Consider the following 20,756-nt stretch of genomic DNA (forward strand, 5'->3'; position numbering starts at 1 on the left):
AATTCTCAAATTTTTCAGGGCTTTTTTTTGAGTTTTTTATCTAAGCCATTTCTTTTTTCTTGATTAGTAGCTTTTTAGCTGCATCTACACAAAGATCCAGGCTTTCTTCAAAGGTGGTGCTGGTCTTTTTTACCACGATATCTTCTCCCGGAACCGCCAGGATTACTTCGGCAGTTTTGTTGGCCCTGTCCGAGGTATTTTCTACTTTAAGAAACACTTTGCATTCATGGATTTTGTCATAGAATGTTTCCAGTTTCGTTACTTTTTTGTCGATGTGCGTTTCCAGTGGTTCGTGAGGAGTTAAACCAATTGATTGTACGGTGATCTTCATAATTCATCTTTTTTAGACGCTCTTGGATGAGCCTTATTAAACACTTTTTTCAATTGTTCGATATTGGCATTCGTATAAACCTGCGTGCTTGCAAGGCTGGAATGTCCCAATATTTTCTTTACTTTAGAAATTTCCGCCCCGTTGTCCAGCACATGGGTTGCAAAACTGTGCCTGAGGATATGAGGACTTTTTTTCTGCTTGGATGTTATAAGACTAAGGTACTTATTAACCACCAGATAGACAAATTTTTCGGTGAGTTTTTTCCCCTTGCCATTAACGAAGAAACAGGAAGCATAATCCTCCTGCGGCTGCCGTACCAAGAGATATTTTCTAAGCAGGGAAGCCAGCGATTCAGATATGGGAATCATTCTTTGTTTATTTCCTTTTCCCAGGATCTTCATCATGCAGCCATCCAGGTCAACATGCTCAAATATCAGGCCACAAAGCTCGGCTTTCCGCATCCCGGTCTGGTACAATACTTCAATGATGCATTGGTCCAGCATATCGTATCCGCCTTCTGAAATCCGGTCTCCGAGCGTAACCATCTCTTCTTCAGAAATGGGAATCTGTTTCTCAGGGTAAAACTTTAGGGAAGCAATGCCTTCAGCCGGCGAAACGGTGATCTCCCCTATTTTGAGGAGGAAAAGATAGAAACTCCGCAAAGAGGAAAGTTTCCTGTTGATGCTTCTTTTAGAAATGTCCTTTTCGCTGAGCTCAACGATGAAATTCCGGATGACTTTTTTGTTGATGGCTTTAAGGTCTTCCGAAGACTCTGTTTCCAGGCAGAAACGGGAAAAGTCTTCCAGGTCTTTTTTATAGCTTGTAATCGTATGGGGAGAATACCTTTTTTCTAGCTGCAGGTATTCTAAAAATTTATCCAGCATCATCATAATATCAAAACAAAAAATTCACTCCTCAAATATAGTATTTAAGAAGTGAATTTATATGTGTTTAAGAAAATTTTTCTTAAGCCTGCTCCTCTTTGCTAAGCTCTCTTTGTTTATGAGCCGCCTTTAATCTGGCTTGTCTCAAAGTTACAGAAGGTTTAACAAATTGCTGTCTTGCTCTTAGCTGACGAACAGTTCCGGTTTTGTCAAATTTTCTTTTATATTTCTTTAGTGCTCTATCGATGGATTCACCATCTTTTACAGGAATTATTAACATAGTTTACATCTCATTTTGGACTGCAAAAATAATGCTTTTTTATGGAATGGGCAAATTATATAAAGAAAAAGCGATATTCTGCAGCAGATAGTATAGGTCAAATAAAGCAAAAAGTCTTTTTGGTAAGCTATTGAAGCATAACAGATACTTTGTAAAATGTTGAATACAATTCTTTATTATATAAGCTTATTAATCCTCTTGAGATAATCAATTTTTCAAAGCCCCATCCATATGAACGCTATTTAAACAAAATTCCGTATCTTTGTAGTCACTTTATTCATGGGGTTGACTGGTTTCGACAGCAAGGTCAATGGGTAAGTAAGCATGCAGAGAACCGTAGCGCGATCTCTATAATCCCTTGCTACAAAATTTTAACTGGCAACGAAGAGTTCGCTCTTGCAGCTTAATATCGAAGTATAGTAGATCAAGCGTTTTCCCGAAGATTTCAGTAGGGAAGCAAGATGTCCCACAAAAGCCCTGTTCTGCGGCGTTTGATCCTGGGATATAGGAATGCAGGAATAAGGCTTTAGATGCTTCGGCTAAAGTTCGAAAACCTCAGAAGATAAGCTGGAAGTTGGGTGTCTGCTCTCTGCCTCCAGTCGAAAATCAATAGCAGAATAAGCATGTAGAAATCTTATGTATTGCTTGTTTGGACGAGGGTTCGAATCCCTCCAACTCCACTGGGAAAAAAGAGAAAATGCAGTTTGCATTTTCTCTTTTTGTTTTCTGAAATTATTCTTTTATCGCGAGCATCCCGCTCATAAACCAATAAAAAAACTACTGCCGCATTAATTCTCCAGGTACATACTCTACAAACCACACGTACTACATCCTCAGAATCATTACTTTTGCATTATAATCAAACATAATTCCCGCTAAATCAGGATTTTGTAAACGCCTGAAATGAAACCCCGTACAATGTTTAACCCAAGAGATCAACCCATACAACCCATAGCAGTGCTTCAGCCTTACATCCGTCATTTCGGAATGCTGGAGGATGATATTCCGTGCGGTGAAACAAAGGCTTTCAAAATGATTGCTGACGGTTGTCCGGGACTGATCTTCCAGGAAAATGCCAATAGTTTTTTAGATAAGGACGGAAATAAGCTGCCACAGCTTTTTATACATGGCTTAACATCATCCAACTCGCAAAAAACAGCCACAGGAAAATACCGTAATATAGGTGTTTACTTCCAGCCGACTGCCATAAAAGCCATTTTCGGCATTGATGCCCATGAACTGACAGATCGTTATCTTGATTTAAATGAGGTTGTTAAAAATGACCTGGCGGACCAGCTTTTAAGTGATGATGAAACGGATAAGAGAATTGCTATCCTGTCTGACTTCCTTGCCCGTCAGATCGCAAAGAATAAATATCCTGAAAACAGGAAGTCTTCGTATGCCGTTGCCAGGATAAATACAGACCATGATGACGGACTGTCTGCAATCCAATCAGATTTAAACCTTTCAGAACGTTCCTTGGAAAGGATTTTTAAAACGGATATCGGTATTTCACCCAAATTATTTTTCCGAATCTGCCGCTTTCAGGCTGCTCTTGACAGTGTTCGCAGACGGACATTCAATTCTTTGACGGAAATTGCTTACCAGCATTCCTACGCAGACCAGTCTCATTTCATTCGTGAGTTCAGGGAATTTACGGGTGCTACGCCAAAACAGTTTTTAGCCTGCGCGGATGAGCAGGAGCTCAATTTCCCGGAATGGAAACTTTAGCCTGTCGGTTTTGTTCTATTTTCCTTTTTTCCAGCCCGATACCTTTGCCCTGTCATTAAAGATTAAAAAATGCAGAACAAGAAAATTACCGTATTCAGTGCCACAGGAAAAATAGGTTCGGAACTGATCGGCCTTTTATCAGCAGCAGGAATTCAAACCATTGCCGTAAGCCGCAACCCCGAAAAAGCCATCCGGATGCCTTGTGTACAATGGGTGCAGGCAGATATGTCTTCCCGGGAAAGCCTGTACAAAACCATGGAAGATGCTGACTCCGTATTCCTCTTATCAGGGCATAGTCATGGTTTTGTGGAAGAACAATCCAACGTCATTTCCGTGGCCCGGGAACTGGGCATAAAGCATATCGTAAAGCTGTCGTCAGCAGCGGCTGACAAAGATTCTCCCTTTTTAATTGCCAGGGTACACGGCGAAGTAGAAGAAATACTCAGGAATGCGGGTATTACCCATACACTTCTCCGCCCAACAGGGATGATGCAGAACTGGCTGGGAGAACTGGCACATTCCGTGAAAACGGAAGGTAAAATCTATGACGCTACCGGCGAGGGTAAGCGTGCGTATGTGGATATCCGGGATATCGCGGAAGTAGCATTCCGTATCCTCTTGCAGCCGGAGCCACATGCCGGCCATTCTTATTTTTTAACAGGCGGAACCGCGGTTAATTATGGTGAAGTGGCAGAAACCATCAGCCGCATAACCAACCAAAACGTTTCCTTTGTTTCCCTGAACATAGAAGAACTCCGGCAGCGGATGCAGCAACAAGGCAAGCCTGAGTGGGTCATCAATACCTTGCTGGCTTATACCCAACTGCAACGGGACGGCAAAACGGCAACAGTAAGCACGGATGTGGAAACCGTGTTGCATCAACCCGCCCGGACTATAGAGGACTTTTTCAGGGATTATAAAAATGCCTTTCTGAAATAAATGGTTTTGTTCAGGCGAGGGTTTGAATCCCACTACTCCACTGAAAAAAGAGAAAATGCGGGTTGCATTTTCTCTTTTTGTTTTCTAAAAAATTACTGCATAAGCGTGACGCTCACCCTCAGCGAGAGAAGCCACAGTACATTAAACTACAAGACAATAGAAAATTTACAACCAAAATAGAATCTATAAAAATACAGCTTAACTCTAACTGAACTTTTTTATCTGTATTGTGAATAAAATTAATTAAGTTTATCATCAATATATATTCAAAGATGATTAGGAATATAAAAAACTATTTGCTTGTATTTGTGATGATATCGTGCCATCTTTTAGGTCAAAAATCAAGCTTTATATATGAGTTAAAATACAAGCCCCATACTGACAGCATAAGACTTGACACCATTACGTATTATCTGGATACCGATAAAGACGTATTATTGTTTCGTTCTGCAATGTTCCGGAAATCAGATTCATTAGCGATTAAAAGAGGATATCCTAATGGGTTTGATACTGAATTTAATAATAAGTAACTGTATGTGAAAAAGGATACTAAAGAAAATACTGTTTTAAAGTATGTTTTCATTCCTATAGCATATTCAACCTTTGCCATAAAAATGAATGAAAAGATTGAATGGAAAATATTACCGGAAAAACAAACAATTGGAAAATATCTTTGTCAAAAGGCGGAAGGATCTTATGGCGGAAGGATCTGGAATGCATGGTTTACCTCTGAAGTTCCAATTTCCGACGGACCATATATTTTTAGTGGTTTACCTGGATTAATCATCAAAATAACAGATGATCAAGGAGATTATGATTTTGAATTGGTACAAATCAAAGATTTCAAATGGAAAGAATTATATCCGGCAAAATATCAGAAGTTGATTTCTTGGGAGGATTTCCAAAAAATACAGACCGATTTTTATAACAATCCTTTATCCACGCTTAAAAAAGGAGATATTTTAAATGAGGATGCTTCCGGAACTCTTTCCGAAGCAAACCACAGAGACGTGAAAGAATCTATCAGAAAAAATATCAGAAGTAAAAATAATCCCATAGAGCTAAATTATAAAGTAGATTTTAAAACCAATTAATAATATAATCTGTAATCTATTTTATTGATTTTGAAATCCTGCTGCTGGCGCAAGCATCTCGCTCGTGCCAAAATAAAAGCTAACTCTTTTTAGCATCTTTTATTGATTTGGATACCTATTATATCTAATAAATATAAGCGTGAAATAATGTGCACGAGCGTGACGCTCGCGCTAGCCAGGGGCATCACACTTGTCATTCTTGCTGTTTAAAATTTTGCCGATTTCTTACAGAATAACAGAGTTTAACGCTCCTTATATTTTAATTCTTAATTGTTTTTTCTATTTCTAAATTTGTTATATCTTCAAATTTAATAATTTGCAATAATTATTGTTACTTTATTAACTTTCTTTGTAGGGAGTCAAAGAAAGATCACCCTCAATTTCTCCATTATTGTTCAAATAAAAAATATTATTAATATTACCTTCATTAATGATGCTCATATCTCCAATTACTTCTTTTGCTCCTAATACCAACCAGATTATCTCAAGATCTTTTTCGGCTAATTTCTTCAGTAAATGTTCTTTATCAACAAGAAGGCAATCATTTCCTTCTTGAAATTTTATTGCAGGATTGAAAACTACTAACTTATTATCTTGATTATATAATTCATATTCATTATCTCTAAAATGTATATCTAATAAATTAAATAAATATTTGGTAGGTCTTTTTATATAAACATTTTCTTTTAAAGAAAAATCTTTTTCTTTATAATAAACATAGTTCATAGATGTCTGATATCCTGAAATATTTTTACCATTTATTTCAGAGTGTAATCTTTTATCGCTTGTTTCCGGATGATTTTCATATGTACAATCATCAAAAGCTTTACTACAATAATATTCTCTACTATAAACTTCATAAACATCTCTTTCTTGTGGAATTTGATGATTAAAAAACGATTTTCCTTTTAAAGTCTTAATAATGGCTGTTTTATCTTTTTTATTAATAATGAAACTTTTTATATGATACCATATTTGTTTCTTACTACCCATTGAATCTTCTTTACTATACCAAGAAGGATATGAATACAAATTCAACCACTCATTACCATTATTATCTTTAATATCTACAAGGAATTTAGGATGAACCAGATCATTAGTATTTAACACCCATTTAGTAAAATCTTTATTATTCCAATCAAATTTATTTTCAGGATACCAAAATGTTGCTTTATTATTTTTGTATGACTCCTCTTGATAAAATTCCCTTTCTAATAAAGTAGGGTCAATATCTCGTCTATTGGTAGACCAAGAGCCTGTAGTATATACTTCAAATTTACTGTCGTAGATAGAAGAATAGTCTAATTGTGTTAAATAATTATCTAAAATAACAGCTAACCATTTATAATAAGAAATAAGTACATATTTTTTTCCAATGGATTCTCTTTTAGAATAAGTTTCTTTATTGAAATATGCATCTCTTAAATGTCTATAATCATGAATGTCAAACCATTCTTTTTTCCATCCATAAGTTTTAAAAACGTCATTTATAATTAATCTTTGAATAACTGAAATATCGAATCTTGGTTCAGAAGAATAATTTTCTGAAATTCTATTTATGTAATTATACAGTAATTTTGCTTTATCAGGGGGGAGCTTAAAAAGGACTTTCAATACATTTTCTAAGCTCTCATATAAATCTTTAAAAAGTTCTTTCCATTCCTGTCTAACAAAATCAGATTTATAGTCTTTACAATGCTTGATTAGATTCTCTAATTCTTCTTTATTTTTCTTTGACGAATTGGTTACTTCTTGAAAAACACTATATGATTCTATTGAAATATTTGATATTTTAGAATGATAATTTGTACCTAATGTATATCTTGCAAAATCACTAAAACCCATTACGAGATTGTAAAGACTGTTTTGAACATTAAATTCTTTCTTTTCTATTTCAAACTTCTTAACCTCCGTTTCTGATGGAATCTTTTCAGGCATTTTACTTTTATATGGAGGACGAGCGTCTTTTATATCAAATTTCAATAATCCTTTAGAGTTTGCAAACTCTATAACTCCTCTCGCATAATCTCTAACTAAATGATGCTCAATAGGGTTTTTATTTTTAAAAATAAGATTAAAAATGAAGGTTGCAAAAACTTTTAACTGCTTCTCATTATTTGTTCTTAATGTTGAACCGTAAGCCACAGCAAAAAGTCTTTCCTTTACATATAAATCATTGACATTTTTGAAAAATTTAATCAACCTTTCAAGTAATGGTAGGTTGTTTTGAAAGATTTTAACCAAAGCTTTTGTTGATAAGTCTCTTAATTCTCTGTTTGATGAAGCTAAAAACCAAGTTAAAACAATTGATGTTAATTTTTTAGACTCTTCAGTAAAACTTTCAATATTCTCACTCTCAAATATCCAGTCAATAAACAGCTTTGCTATTTCAGAATCATTAATGAAAATAGTCCACCAATAATCTCTTTGATTCATTTTCATACCTGATAAAAAATTATCGAGATAATAAGAATTCAGAAAATGGTCTTCTCTTAAAGATAACTGAATAAGTATTTCAAGAAACTTATTTTTTAATCCATTAATTGTTAATATATATTTATCAATGTAATTATTTATTTTTTCGTTAATTGTATCTTTATTTCTCCATATCAAGCTATCTAAAAATGCTTCTCCAATATCGTATATGTTATTGTTTTCTAACAATTCGTAAAGTTCAAAATTTGTTTTTTCAGGAATAATAATAGAAAAAGCCTCAATTACGCTCTGATTTCTCATAATTGCATTTTCATCTTTTATATATTCATGAATTTTACAATCAGAAGTTATTGTTTTTTTCTGTTCAATTATTTTGAGGTCTTCCAATAACAAAGTTTTAGCAATTAAATAGTCACCTAATCTTTCGTAAGAAAAGTAAACTATTTCTTTATCATATTTCTCTGTTTTAGGATTATAAATTGCATTTTCATTTAGAATATTTTCATTGATTAATTCTATTAAAATATTTCTACTATTGGATACATCATTTTTGAAATTTTCTTTAAATAGAACATTTGCATCTTTTCTTGAAATTTGAAAAGAAGGATGTTTAATCATTTCTGAAACAATTAGTTCAATAGCTTCATTTACTAAATTGAAATCCTTATGATTGTAACCAAATTTTTTCGATAATGATTTATTGACTGCATCAATTAAATAATCGAAAATTGTGTTTAAGTTATCATAATTTTGTGGTATTGTTTTCAATCCGTTATCTGACAAACCTTTACAAAATAACTTTAAAAATAGGGGATTGTTAAATTCTGGATTTAATATTGGTATAGGAGGTTCTTGAATGTTATAATGTTCAAAAAATACTTTCGTAGCATTATACAAATTATCAAAACCTCTATGCTCAAAATGAGCAACCTTATCTAAAAAATTATCTGGAAGAACAATATCCTTATAAGTACTTCTTATGGTTAATACTATACCAATATTTGGAAATGCTTTAATATCTTCTAACAAACCGTTTAATTGGTCTTGCCAAATTTCTTTTCCCTCACCTTCATTAATTGCATCAATATATATTATTATTCGAGAATTAATTGATTCTGCTTTTGAGTTTATTGCACCTAAAAATTCCTCTTTGGAATCTTTTATATCAAGTAGATTTTTTATTTGCGTCCAAACATTTCCTGTATAAAAATGTTGTCCTAATAATAAAATACTAAATTGATTTTCGTCAAATCCTTGCTTTATTATATCTGCAACTAAATGAGATTTGCCAATTCCTGCCTTTCCTTCAATAAGTAAATAAGGTACATCGGCTAATTCTGCATCGAAGTTATGTAATCCGCTATTAACGTCGTGAATGCTTCCTACAAGTTCATCAAACTCTCGTTTTATTAAACTCTCATTTTTATTGTCTTTGATGATTTTAAAATAATTATTTCCAAAATGAGCCGCTAAATAGTTGTATGTATAATCATAGAGATTCTTAATTAATTTGTGTTTTTCAAAGTTTTGTTTATTTAATAATTCTTTCGTTTTTAGTTTTAATTTGTTAAAAGTTTCTTCAGAAAAAATTTTGATTTCAGGAAAATCTTTTAGAGTACTTAAAAATTCTGAAAATTTAGTATCTGCTTTTGCTATATTATTTGTAAGATTTTCTTTAAATCTTTTATTTAAATATAAACCGTCAAAAACATATTTAATATCTAAATCAACATTTATCTCAGGTGAATATCTTACGCCTAAATCTTCAATCTTGCTTTTATTCTGTTTAAAAAACCATTCATCAGAATATTCATTTTGGTTAAACCAAAACAATCTTTTACCTATATTTTCAGGTTTTGTTAATTTATCTAATAACTCAGAGCTACCTTCATATAAAAATTCAACGTCATTGTTTCTTTCTTTAGCCCACTTTTCCCATTTAGCAACCGAATCATTCCACTTATCTAAAAAAGATTTTTTTCCTTTAACTCTTGCATCAGCTCTATCTTGAGGAATCGAAACAATATATTTTATCAAATTAGGATGCTTTTCTAACGCCGTTTTAACTGATTCATCAATCTCACCCCATTGCGTTGATGTTAAAGGAGAAGTAAAGAATTTTGCTTGATAACATATTTCTCTATCATCATTTAATATCCAAAAACATTCAACGCCTGCATCGGGAGAACCCTTCCTTACAAAAGATTTTGCATTATCAATGTTGTCATTTTTAGCAAGCTGACATACCAACTCCTCAAATCCATCTTTTTGAGAGTTATTTAAGGAGCGTATGTTATTCCAATCTAAATTCTGCATTTTTATGGTTTAATTTATAAAAATAAAACAAAGAATTTAAGAAAAAAATAAGAACGAATGCTGAAAAAATTTACCTACTTTATTCTTAAATTATGATTTAGATTTCGTATTCTCTGCCTAAACTCTTTGCCGTATTTTTCAACTGTATTTTTAGAGAGTCCAGAAGCTTCAATAAGTTTCGTTTGAGTTATTTTTCCTAAAATTTTAAAATCCCAATTATCAAGAGCATTTCTGATTTTTTGTCTTGATTTTTCTTTCCGTAATTCACCAGTTACTCTATTTGTTATTAATAATTTCTGTTTTCTATCTAAATTAGCTTTAGGGTCAAAAATAACCCTTCTTTCTTTATTAAAATTGGCTCAACATCTTTCAATTTATCTTTATTATTTACAATATTTACATTATTAATTTATCAAGAGAGATGTGTTTTTACTTAAAATATTCTGAAATTTTATTCAGGAATTACCCTGCTGGCGCGAGCGTCTCGCACGTGCCAAAATAAAAGCTAACGCTTTTGAGCATTTTTCATTTATCTAGATACCTATTAGTATATCTAATAAATATAAGCGTGAAATAATATGCACGAGCGTGACGCTTGCGCCAGCGAAGGGAATAAATTGAACTAGTCAACACTTAATCAGATACTAATTATCAAAGAAAACTTTAATATATGCAAATATTTAATACAAAAAAAGACCGTCCTCCCAGACAGTCCCATATAAAAAATTTCAAGTTCAATCTTTAATCACCTTCCTCACCAGCTCCTCAATCACCCTACTCTTCTCCTTCTCCGTTTCCAGCAGCCGCTCATACAGCTTCTTATTTTCTTCATAAACTTCTATCAATTTATCAATAGGATTTATTGAACATTGGTAATTGTTATTGTTTGAGCTGTGTTCATTAAAAGTATTGGAAATGATATTGAAAACGGCATCATCCGAAAAATTCTTCAGCGCTTCCAACGGGATTTCCAGGGCTTTGGCAATGGGTTCCAGTTTGTGGTCTTCCAGTTCTTCGGCATTTTCCAGCAGGGATACTTTCTGCTGGCTGACGCCTAAAATTTCGGCCAGGGTTTCCTGCTTCATGCCGCGCATTTCCCGGATTCTTGCGATGTTTCTCCCGATATGTTTCTTTGCTGTAGCTGTCATAGGTTGAGATTTGAAATCAAAGATATACATTATACGAGATTCTGCCAAGACTATATTTTACATTCTGTTATAGTTCGGTACACCAATCCTTGGTTGGCTACGTTGATTTTTCGGCTCAATTTGCGGTAAAAATCAAGATGATGAACACACAAATCCTTATTCCGGAACGCCATCCGCAGTCTGAAAAGCTGTCGGAACTCCTGGCTTCTTTTGCCGGCAGAACCGCCGTGCAATATGTATTCCTGAGCTATTCGCAGACCGCTCAGAAGCAGCTTCTGATCATCCACCTCAGCAGCTCTCACCTTCCGGACGGAGTGTACCGGGGCAAATGGATCCGTAAAGCACTGCACCAATGCAAAACCCACGTCATCCTGCTGGCTGGACTGGACGTCAGAAAGCACCTCAGGCTCGGAAGCCTGTTTACCCTCCGGCATTGCCATGCTTCCACCCTGATCCATACTGCGGAAGGCCATGAATTTTCAGCGCCGGAACCTGGCAGGCAGCTGAAAAAGTTCAGGCAGTTCAGGGAAGCGTATTACCACACCCACGATTTACTCAGCACTGAAATCAGCAAAGCGGAAAACAGCCATTCCCTGGCGATGGCATATCACCTGTATACCAGCCTTTTCCAGCACCACCTGTTTTACCTGGAATTCCTCCATCTGGGCACGTATTTCTACCAGGACAGCCTGGATCAGCGGTTCCTGAGGCTGGAGCCATTCCTCCCGCAGATCAGGAGCCTGATGCTGAAAAAGACCGGCACCACATATTTTATTACCGATGCGCTCCTCAGCGTAGCCAAAGCAGACCGGCAACAGGATCTTATGTGCCTGAAAGATGAATTTAAGGAAGCCATTGCCGAAACAGAGCGCCAACTCTACGATATAGTCACAACAACATTCCGGGAAATGAAAAAGGCAGTCAGGCATCGGTCCATAACACCCCAGATCCTGACTAAGAACAAAGCTGTTTCGCCTTACGAACCGGTGATCAGTATCCTGACCCGCCATTTCTGCATCGAAGAAATTTTCCTGTTCCATCAAGAAGAAGTTTATGCTGCCGGACAAAAAACCCAGGTGCTTTACCTGCTGCTGCTGAGCAAAAAGATCAGCAACCAGGACCTGTTTGAGATGATGCAGATCGTTGCCCGGAAGACCGGCGGAACCTATGCCGTCGTTCCGATTGCCCATTCAGCAGCCTGGATCCAGGACTCCCTTTGGGAATGCCAGTCGTTTTTCCGTACGATTATGGTCCCGGAAAAAGCGATCTATACCGCAGAAATCCCTTCCGTCATCCACTGGCATACCGGAGAACAAGATGCAGGTTTGGATATCGACCTTGACTACCATCACTTTTGCGGGCTCCACGAAAAATACCGGCTGGTGCGTTCCGTGGAAAAACCGGATTCCCATCAAGGAAGCGGACTGATTTTAAGCGGCATTTTCTACCGCGCCTGTTCGGTATTCATTTATGCCACGCTCCATTACCGACCAAACAGGATCAACATCCGCATCCTCTGGAAACTCTGCGAATATGCCGAACCGAAAATAAAAACCTTGGGTTACCTCATCGAAAAGCTGCCGTTCGATTTCTTTAGCTTCCTCAATCCCTCCGAAAACCTGCACAGAGATACCTGCCTCCTGAATGAGGATATTCTTAAAATCATAGATGAGCTGGTGCAAGCCTTTGCGGAACTGCTGGAAGAACGTTGTAAAAAGTAAAGCCATCCTGGTTCAGGAGAACAGATTTTATACCTGGAGATTTGTTGATGACAGAACCTTACGTATTACCGCTCCACCCATTCCCGGAATGCAGCCGTGGTGTTCTGACTGGTTTTAAGAGGGGTTTCACATCCTGTCATCTGTAGGGCCAGGATATTTTTATTGTAGCGCTGTATTTTTTCCACATACGTTTTATGGACGATTTCACTCCGGTTGATCCGGAAAAAATCTGCCGGGTTCAGCTGTTCTTCGATCTCCTTTAAAGTGGAGGCGGACAGCAGGTGCTTCTTCCCTGTCTTATCATGCGCAAAAACAATTCCTTCATCAGCTTCAAAATAGGCAATCTGCCCGGTTTCCAGGAAATACATCCCCTGAATACTGCTGATCGTGAAACGTTTTTTATACGGTTGCCCGGATAGATTCTGCCTGATCAGTTGAGCCAGGTCATCTATGGCTGTTTTTTGTTTTGGCGGTGATTGCGTCAGCAGGATATATTTATCCCAGGCTTTCCGGAAACGTTCCTGGGAAAACGGTTTCAGGAGATACGCAATGCCGTTGCTATCAAAGGCCTCCATCCAGAAATGGTCATAAGCAGTGGTAAAAATAATGGGACAGGCCACAGGAACTTCGGCATAGATTTCAAAAGCATTCCCGTCCAGCAGTTCGATATCTGAAAAGATGAGGTCAGGCTGATGGATTTCAAGGAAGGCTATGCCAGCCTGCACCGTATCAAGCTCTGCGATTACTTCCGTAGCGAGGCCTAATCCGTCAATAAACCGTTTCAGCTTTTTCCTGGCCGGTATTTCGTCTTCTATAATGAGGATCTTGATCATGGGTTCTGTGAATGAATAATGGGAATACGTATAGAAAATAGGTTATCTGAACTATTGATTTCAACAGGTTTCTGAATCAAAATCCGGTACTGTTCGTCCAGGTTTTTCAGCGCCCGCCCGGATACGGGTTTGGCATTCCTTTTCAGGTTGATATTGTTTGAGACCAAAATATACTCTTCAATCTCTATGGCAATCATCACAGGATTTTCTTCGGTTCCCAGATTATGCTGGACGGCATTTTCGATCAGGAGCTGCAATGTTAAAGGAACGATATAACCATTGCTGTTGTCCATGTTAAAAGTAAGCTGATAGGCATTTCCGTACCGGTACCGGATCAGGTTGAAATACTGTCGGGCAAAATCAGCTTCTTCATTGATGGTAACCAGTTCCTTTTCCGAAACTTTCAGCACATACCGGTAAATATCAGCAAATTCATTCAGGAAACCGGAGGCTTGTTCTTTATCCTCTTCAATCAACTGGTCCAGGACATTAAGGTTGTTGAACAGGAAATGCGGATTGAGCTGGTTTTTCAGCTGGTTGATTTTGCTTTTCGCCAGTGCTTCATTATAGACGAGCAGTTTCCGGTATTGTTCCTTATTATGCTGGTAGTAATAATAGGCCAGGAAAAATCCGCCATAGATGATCCCGTCCAGGAAATCGGAAAACAGCGCGTAGGTAAATGCCTGCCGGTTGAAATTCCGTTCCACCGTATCGAAGGCAAGGGCAATCACCAATCCTATCACCTTCATGGAAACCATATACGTCACCAGCGATGCCCCGAATATTTTCAGCAGGATCTTTCTGTTGAGCACGCCTGAACCTTTCCATTTCCCGATAAAATACAGGATGACCCAGAACAGGATGCCTGCATTCAGCAGTGTCATCATTGCCGCTTCAGGCGTAAAAATATAGGCATTGATTTCCTGCCAGACCATCATGCGCGTATAAATGGACTGTACATAGGCAAAGATCAGGATAAACAACAGGAAATACCTGTTCCAATAAGCTTTTTGTATGATACTTTTCATCGGCCTTTTCAGGATCATAAGGTACAAAATAGCCTGTGGATTCACAGGCCTGTTGTTGATGTTTTATTTCTTTTCAGGGAACGATGCCATGACTCTCCCGTTGTCATCGTAAAAATCCAGTTTTGCCTGGTTGTTTTTATCCACGTAGAACATGGCTTTCGGTGATCCTTTGTCATCAAAGAGGAACAGTCCATTATTTAAACTCCTCGATTTTCCCAGCATTACACGAGGAACGCCGCCCATCAGTCCTTGGGCTTCATATTCCCGGTACTTCCGCCTGGCTGCTTCAGGATCTTTTTTACCGATCTCATCCAGCTCTTTCATGATGTCCATGGTCTTTACCTGCGATTCTTTTGCCGGACGGTCATTGAAAGCCAGCGTGGAGCCGACAAACCTCTGGTCTCCTTTACCGAAATCCTGCGTCAGCAGCTGCATCACCTGGTCACCGTCATACTGGTCATAGGTCAGCGAAAGCCCGGATTCGTGGCCGTTTTTGGTCTTTTTACCATCATAGATAAAACCTCCGCATTCTATGCCTTCTTCATTAAAGAACAGCATGCCCGAACGTTTTTTCCGGTCTTCATTAACGGCGAGCCCGTTGATTTTAGTCTTTCCATTCGGGAAGCGGCCTACGTTGGTCAGGATCATTTTTACGGTACCATCATTTTCTACGATATTGATCCGTTCCACGTCAATTTCACCGAATTTCTGATTCCCGCTTGTTTTAAACGCCGATGCGAAAATAAAGATCATCCCGCAGGCAGTGGCCGCTGCAAAAGTTCTTAAGAATACCAATTCTCTGTTCATTTCTCTTGATTTAAAAGATTAATGAAGCAAAAGTATGGTACCGTTTACCATTAAAGAACAGCAAAGTATTCAGCTCAGGAATAAAACCGGTGAACGCAGGAAAAATGAAAGTAAAGGGCATCAGAAGCTACACTCCTTATCCGGCTTACTGCTTTAATTATTTCTTAGCCTTATCCGTTGTATTTTTCTTCTTCGTTTTCTTCGCCTTCCTGAACTCCCACGGCGATACTGCATTCTTATCTGCCCAGATGCCCAGCTTTTTCAGCTTTGCTTCATCCTGGAGTTTCCGGAGTTCCGTATTCTTAGAAGCCTTAAAATACCACCAGCCGAAACCGGCCCTGACAATTTCCCTGGACAGGTATTTATCATTGTCATAGAAAACACCTGCAACACCTCTTCCGTAACGGTCCTTTCCTACTTGGTAAAAGGTAACCGTTTTCCCGAAAACCTGGCCGGCCGTAAACTGTTTGGCCGCTTTCCCGAAGGCCTGGCTGTCTTCAGGGCAATCCACCTCGGCCAGGCGTAATGTCTGCTGGGTATTGTCGGAAAGCAGGACCACCACAGTGTCCCCGTCTTTGATTTTTATTACTTTCCCCCGGGTTTGGGAGCCTACCAGAATGCACATCAAAAGGGCAACGGCAGAGATCATTGTTTTCATCAGCATCAATTATAAATTCAGGATTATTGTAGCCTGTATATCCGGAGCCAATGACTGCCGGTAAGGGCACCGTGACTCGGGGATTTTGGGCCTGCAAAGATAAAGCATATTGGTTACCGGCATCACTTCAGCATCATAAAATTATGCACAAACAGATCGCGATATACCCATCTGGTAAACTTATTGCTTTGGTAAAAGAACATTAAACAACATTTCAGGTGCAGAAATATAAACCTCTGAAAACGAAAAAACTAAATCCAATCTCTACGAAAGTACTATACCAACACCACAAAAAAGAGCAAAAAAATGTTTTATCGTAAAGAATTTTATATATTTGCACCATCTAACAATTAAAAAAATATTTACTATGTCAGACATTGCATCAAGAGTAAAAGCTATCATCGCTGATAAGCTTGACGTTGAAGAAAAAGAAGTAACTCCTGAAGCTAGCTTCACCAATGATTTAGGAGCTGATTCATTAGATACAGTTGAATTAATCATGGAATTCGAAAAAGAATTCAACATCCAGATTCCTGATGATCAGGCTGAAAAAATTACTACTGTAGGACACGCTATTGCTTACATTGAGGAAGTAGTAAATAAATAATATTCTTCAACAAGAACATTTAAAAAAAGTTTATGGAATTAAAAAGAGTAGTTGTAACCGGTTTTGGCGCACTAACACCGATTGGAAATAATGCGAAGGATTACTGGGAAAATCTTGTGAAAGGTGAGAGCGGTGCAGCTCCGATTACTCTTTTTGATGCCACAAACTTCAAAACAAAATTTGCCTGCGAGGTAAAAGGTTTCGATCCCCTGAACTTTTTCGACAAGAAAGAAGCGAAGAAGATGGACCGGAACACGCAGTTTGGGCTGGTAGCCGCCAGGGAAGCTGTAAAGCATTCCAGAATCATTGAAGACCAGGTGGATAAAAACAGGGTTGGCGTGATCTGGGGTTCAGGAATCGGCGGGCTGGAGACATTTGAAAATGAAGTATTAGGCTGGGCGAATACGGATATCCCGAGGTTCAACCCATTCTTCATTCCTAAAATGATTGCGGATATTACACCGGGGCATATTTCTATTGAATACGGATTTCACGGGCCTAACTACACTACGGTTTCTGCCTGTGCATCATCAGCCAATGCGCTGATCGACTCCAAAATGATCATCCAGCTTGGAAAAGCGGATGTTATTGTGTGCGGAGGATCCGAAGCTGCCGTTACAGCGAGCGGTGTAGGCGGTTTCAATGCAATGATGGCATTGTCCACAAGAAATGACGATCCAAAAACAGCTTCACGGCCTTTTGACAAAGACAGAGACGGATTTGTATTAGGGGAAGGAGCAGGATGCATCATCCTTGAAGAGTATGAGCACGCTGTAAAACGCGGTGCCACGATTTATGCGGAATTGACCGGAGGAGGAATGAGTGCAGATGCGCACCATATGACTGCACCTCACCCTGAAGGATTAGGCGCTTACCTGGTTATGAAAAACTGCCTGGAAGACGCGGGATTAACTACTGATGAAGTAGACCATATCAATATGCATGGTACCTCTACTCCATTAGGAGACATCGCAGAATCCAGTGCTATTTCAAGACTTTTGGGAGAGCATGCCTATGACATTCAGATCAATTCCACCAAGTCCATGACCGGGCACTTATTGGGTGCTGCAGGCGTGATTGAGGCTATTGCTGCGTTAGGAACTATTATTCATGGTGTTGTTCCTCCTACCATCAATCATTTCACTGATGATGAAAATATCGACAGCAGACTGAACTTTACTTTCAACCACGCTGTACAGAAGGATGTAAAAGTAGCCATGAGCAATACATTCGGATTCGGCGGGCACAATGCCTGCGTTCTGTTTAAGAAAATCTAAATCTACTGAATGGAGTTACAGAAATACTTTTCTAAATTCCTTCTCAAACAAAGAAAAAAGCAATTAACGGAGAGAGATTATTTCCTCAGTACCGAACTTACGAAAATGTTAGGGACCGAGGTACAGAACATCGCGCTCTACCGGGAAGCTTTTTCTTTGAAAAGCTCGTCTAAAAACCAAGACGGCAGCAATTATGAGCGCCTTGAATTCCTGGGCGACTCGGTTTTGGGAGCTGTTATCTCATGCCACCTGTTTCATACGTATCCTCAAGCCAATGAAGGATATCTTACCCAGATGAAATCCAAGATTGTCAACAGGAAAAACCTGAACAAGCTCGGAGAAGACCTGAAACTTACAGACCTCCTGCAGAAACAGAGTTCTGTAGCCTTAGGCGAAAATATCTGCGGAAACCTCTTTGAAGCACTGGTAGGAGCAGTTTACCTGGACTTCCAGTACGAAACCTGTAAAAAGATTATCCTCGAAAGGCTCCTTACGCCTTCCGAAATCAACAAGCTGGAAAATAAAATCGTCAGCTACAAAGGACTGCTGCTGGAATGGAGCCAGAAGAAGAAACTGAATATAAAATATGAAACCTGTGAAGAAATACAGGTAAACAAAGCGACGGTGTTTCGCTGCCACGTCTGGCTCGGGGATGAAAGGATTGCCAATGCAACCGAAACATCCAAAAAGAAAGCAGAAGAAAAAGCGGCACAAAGAGCATTTTATATTTTAAACAAAAAAGAAAACATACTTGGAAATTCAAAAACTATATGATGTAGACGATACGGAATTTGAAAATATTGCCATTGGGTTGGTAAGATTAGTCAAACATATCCCTGATCATGAGTTTTTTTATAAAGTAAACCTGAACAACGACCTCGTCTTCTCCAGAAAGAAGGACATCGTGTTCCACGGCGTGCACTATGATTATTTTTTCCCCAGGTTTCAGGCCTATCATAAGCACAGCCGCACCTGCTTTACTTTTATTTCCAACCGATCTTCAGACAGTAAACAAAAAAAAATACAGACTGAGCTCTTTTCAGACGAGGAGAACATTAAGTTTTTATTAAATAATCAGGTAGATGTGGAATATATTCTGCATAGTTCGGAACAATTTCCTGATTTTTCCTTAATTTTGCTCCCGGAAAATCTTGTGTTTCCGATTCAAGATTATACATTAGGTTCCAGCGAGGAACTGTATCAAATTATCCAGTATTATGAATAAGTATTTAAAGAAAACAAAAATCATCGCGACACTTGGGCCGGCTTCCTCATCAAAAGAAGTCATGTTAGGATTAATGAAGGCTGGTGTTGATATTTTCAGAATAAATTTTTCACATGCAGATTACGACTTAGTTCGAAGCAATATAGACATCATCAGAGAGCTTAACAGAGAACACGGCTTTTCTGTAGGGATCCTGGGAGACCTCCAGGGGCCTAAATTGAGAGTAGGTGTGGTAAAGGAAGGTTCATACCTGAATCCTGGTGATATCCTTACATTCACCAACGAGAAAATCGAAGGAGATTCTACAAAAGTGTACATGACCTACCAGCAGTTCCCTCAGGATGTGAAAGTAGGTGAAAGAATCCTTATCGACGACGGAAAGCTGGTACTGGAAGTAACAGAAACCAATCTGATCGATACGGTAAAGGCCAAAACCATCCAGGGAGGACCATTGAGCTCTAAAAAAGGGGTTAACCTTCCTAATACGAATGTTTCGCTTCCTGCACTAACTGATAAGGACATCCAGGATGCCAACTTCATGCTTGATATGGAAGTAGACTGGATCGCGCTTTCTTTCGTGCGTCATGCCCAGGACATTATCGATCTTAAAGAATTGATTTCCAAGCATCCGAACGGTATATTCAAGACCCCGATCATCGCTAAAATCGAAAAGCCGGAAGGCGTAAAAAATATCGATGAAATCTTATTGGAGTGCGACGGACTGATGGTTGCCCGTGGAGATTTAGGAGTGGAGGTTCCTATGGAAGAAGTTCCTGCGATCCAGAAAACACTGGTGGAAAAAGCAAGGTTCTATTCCAAGCCGGTCATCATTGCTACCCAGATGATGGAAACCATGATCAACAGCTTGACGCCTACCAGAGCGGAAGTAAATGACGTGGCCAACTCCGTACTCGATGGGGCAGATGCCGTAATGCTTTCCGGAGAAACTTCTGTAGGAAGATACCCGGTACAGGTAGTTGAAAACATGGCGAAAATCGTTAAGAATATTGAAATGACGCATTTTTACCAGCATAAAAACGAACCGATTGAAAAAGACTTCAATTGCATCGACGAAAGGTTCATTACGAACAGGGTTTGCCTTGCTGCCGTAAGAATTGCGAAAACAACCAATGTTTCTGCAATCGTTACCTTAACGAGTTCAGGATATACAGCATTCCAGCTTTCAGCTCACAGGCCGAATTCCCACATCATCGTATACAGCGGTAATAAAAAGGTCATCACCATGCTGAACCTTCTTTGGGGTGTTCATGCGTATTATTATGACATGAAGAAATCTACTGATGAAACTATCATCCAGGTTAATATGCTTACCCATAATTACGGATATATTGAAAGCGGTGACTTCGTGATCAACATCAACGCAACTCCTTCCTATGAAGGCGGTAAAACCAATACGCTGCGTCTGACGACAGTATAGTAC

At 38.4% G+C, this 20,756-nt stretch carries 18 protein-coding genes and 1 other RNA gene; 10 read left to right on the forward strand and 9 right to left on the reverse strand.

From position 1 onward, the window contains the following. Positions 1-40 precede the first annotated feature (40 nt). The 3 genes from QE404_RS13990 to rpsU form a co-directional block, all read right to left on the reverse strand. Positions 41-331, reverse strand: a complete 291-nt coding sequence (locus QE404_RS13990) for an HPF/RaiA family ribosome-associated protein (protein WP_100075658.1) — start codon at positions 329-331, stop codon at positions 41-43. After that, positions 328-1,215 (reverse strand): tyrosine-type recombinase/integrase, encoded by an 888-nt coding sequence (locus tag QE404_RS13995; protein ID WP_307453400.1) that lies wholly within the window; start codon positions 1,213-1,215, stop codon positions 328-330. The genes QE404_RS13990 and QE404_RS13995 overlap by 4 nt, the downstream gene beginning before the upstream one ends. A gap of 82 nt (positions 1,216-1,297) precedes the next feature. Beyond that, positions 1,298-1,495, reverse strand: a complete 198-nt coding sequence (gene rpsU / locus QE404_RS14000; RefSeq protein ID WP_100075659.1) for a 30S ribosomal protein S21 — start codon at positions 1,493-1,495, stop codon at positions 1,298-1,300. A gap of 281 nt (positions 1,496-1,776) precedes the next feature. Between rpsU and ssrA the strand changes: the two genes are divergently transcribed. The 4 genes from ssrA to QE404_RS14020 all read left to right on the forward strand — a co-directional run bounded on the left by ssrA (position 1,777) and on the right by QE404_RS14020 (position 5,259). Further along, positions 1,777-2,178, forward strand: a transfer-messenger RNA (tmRNA) gene (gene ssrA, locus QE404_RS14005). 220 nt (positions 2,179-2,398) lie between these two features. After that, positions 2,399-3,226 (forward strand): AraC family transcriptional regulator, encoded by an 828-nt coding sequence (locus QE404_RS14010; RefSeq protein ID WP_307451441.1) that lies wholly within the window; start codon positions 2,399-2,401, stop codon positions 3,224-3,226. Between the two features lie 69 nt (positions 3,227-3,295). Then, positions 3,296-4,165 (forward strand): SDR family oxidoreductase, encoded by an 870-nt coding sequence (locus tag QE404_RS14015; RefSeq protein ID WP_307451443.1) that lies wholly within the window; start codon positions 3,296-3,298, stop codon positions 4,163-4,165. Between the two features lie 536 nt (positions 4,166-4,701). Next, a complete protein-coding gene (locus tag QE404_RS14020; RefSeq protein ID WP_307451446.1) occupies positions 4,702-5,259 on the forward strand; it encodes a GLPGLI family protein in 558 nt (185 codons plus the stop codon). Between the two features lie 339 nt (positions 5,260-5,598). Here QE404_RS14020 and avs2 read toward each other — a convergent pair whose 3' ends face one another. Together avs2 and QE404_RS14030 are read right to left on the reverse strand one after the other, a co-directional pair. Further along, positions 5,599-10,011, reverse strand: a complete 4,413-nt coding sequence (gene avs2 / locus QE404_RS14025; RefSeq protein ID WP_307451449.1) for an AVAST type 2 anti-phage system protein Avs2 — start codon at positions 10,009-10,011, stop codon at positions 5,599-5,601. A gap of 734 nt (positions 10,012-10,745) precedes the next feature. Next, positions 10,746-11,159: a helix-turn-helix domain-containing protein gene (locus tag QE404_RS14030; protein ID WP_307451451.1), complete on the reverse strand. Its 414-nt coding sequence runs from the start codon at positions 11,157-11,159 to the stop codon at positions 10,746-10,748. A 137-nt stretch (positions 11,160-11,296) separates the two neighbouring features. On the opposite strand from QE404_RS14030, the gene QE404_RS14035 reads away from it, so the two are divergent. Next, a complete protein-coding gene (locus tag QE404_RS14035; protein WP_307451455.1) occupies positions 11,297-12,880 on the forward strand; it encodes a hypothetical protein in 1,584 nt (527 codons plus the stop codon). A gap of 65 nt (positions 12,881-12,945) precedes the next feature. Here the strand turns inward: QE404_RS14035 and QE404_RS14040 are convergent, their stop codons facing one another. The 4 genes from QE404_RS14040 to QE404_RS14055 form a co-directional block, all read right to left on the reverse strand. Then, positions 12,946-13,713 carry a LytR/AlgR family response regulator transcription factor gene (locus QE404_RS14040; protein WP_307451459.1) on the reverse strand — a complete coding sequence of 256 codons (768 nt, stop codon included), beginning with the start codon at positions 13,711-13,713 and terminating at the stop codon, positions 12,946-12,948. After that, on the reverse strand, positions 13,710-14,741 hold the full coding sequence (locus QE404_RS14045) for a sensor histidine kinase (RefSeq protein WP_307451462.1): 1,032 nt from the start codon (positions 14,739-14,741) through the stop codon (positions 13,710-13,712). Before QE404_RS14045 ends, QE404_RS14040 begins: the two co-directional genes overlap by 4 nt. A gap of 63 nt (positions 14,742-14,804) precedes the next feature. After that, positions 14,805-15,548, reverse strand: a complete 744-nt coding sequence (locus QE404_RS14050) for a hypothetical protein (RefSeq protein ID WP_307451465.1) — start codon at positions 15,546-15,548, stop codon at positions 14,805-14,807. A 157-nt stretch (positions 15,549-15,705) separates the two neighbouring features. Next, positions 15,706-16,206: a thermonuclease family protein gene (locus QE404_RS14055; protein WP_307451468.1), complete on the reverse strand. Its 501-nt coding sequence runs from the start codon at positions 16,204-16,206 to the stop codon at positions 15,706-15,708. A gap of 367 nt (positions 16,207-16,573) precedes the next feature. On the opposite strand from QE404_RS14055, the gene QE404_RS14060 reads away from it, so the two are divergent. Genes QE404_RS14060 through pyk form a run of 5 tightly spaced genes read left to right on the forward strand, consistent with a single transcriptional unit; the run spans position 16,574 to position 20,753 of the window. After that, positions 16,574-16,813, forward strand: coding sequence for an acyl carrier protein (locus QE404_RS14060; RefSeq protein WP_100075678.1), 240 nt, complete (start codon positions 16,574-16,576; stop codon positions 16,811-16,813). A 32-nt stretch (positions 16,814-16,845) separates the two neighbouring features. Further along, a complete protein-coding gene (fabF, locus tag QE404_RS14065) occupies positions 16,846-18,090 on the forward strand; it encodes a beta-ketoacyl-ACP synthase II (protein ID WP_307451472.1) in 1,245 nt (414 codons plus the stop codon). A 9-nt stretch (positions 18,091-18,099) separates the two neighbouring features. Further along, complete coding sequence (gene rnc / locus QE404_RS14070; protein WP_307451474.1) at positions 18,100-18,864, forward strand: ribonuclease III; 765 nt, start codon at positions 18,100-18,102, stop codon at positions 18,862-18,864. Further along, positions 18,842-19,315, forward strand: coding sequence for an IPExxxVDY family protein (locus QE404_RS14075; protein WP_307451476.1), 474 nt, complete (start codon positions 18,842-18,844; stop codon positions 19,313-19,315). The genes rnc and QE404_RS14075 overlap by 23 nt, the downstream gene beginning before the upstream one ends. Then, a complete protein-coding gene (pyk, locus tag QE404_RS14080; RefSeq protein WP_307451478.1) occupies positions 19,308-20,753 on the forward strand; it encodes a pyruvate kinase in 1,446 nt (481 codons plus the stop codon). Before QE404_RS14075 ends, pyk begins: the two co-directional genes overlap by 8 nt. The last annotated feature ends 3 nt before the right edge of the window (positions 20,754-20,756 follow it).

The sequence above is a fragment of the Chryseobacterium camelliae genome, assembly GCF_030818575.1.
GTDB lineage: Bacteria > Bacteroidota > Bacteroidia > Flavobacteriales > Weeksellaceae > Chryseobacterium > Chryseobacterium camelliae_A.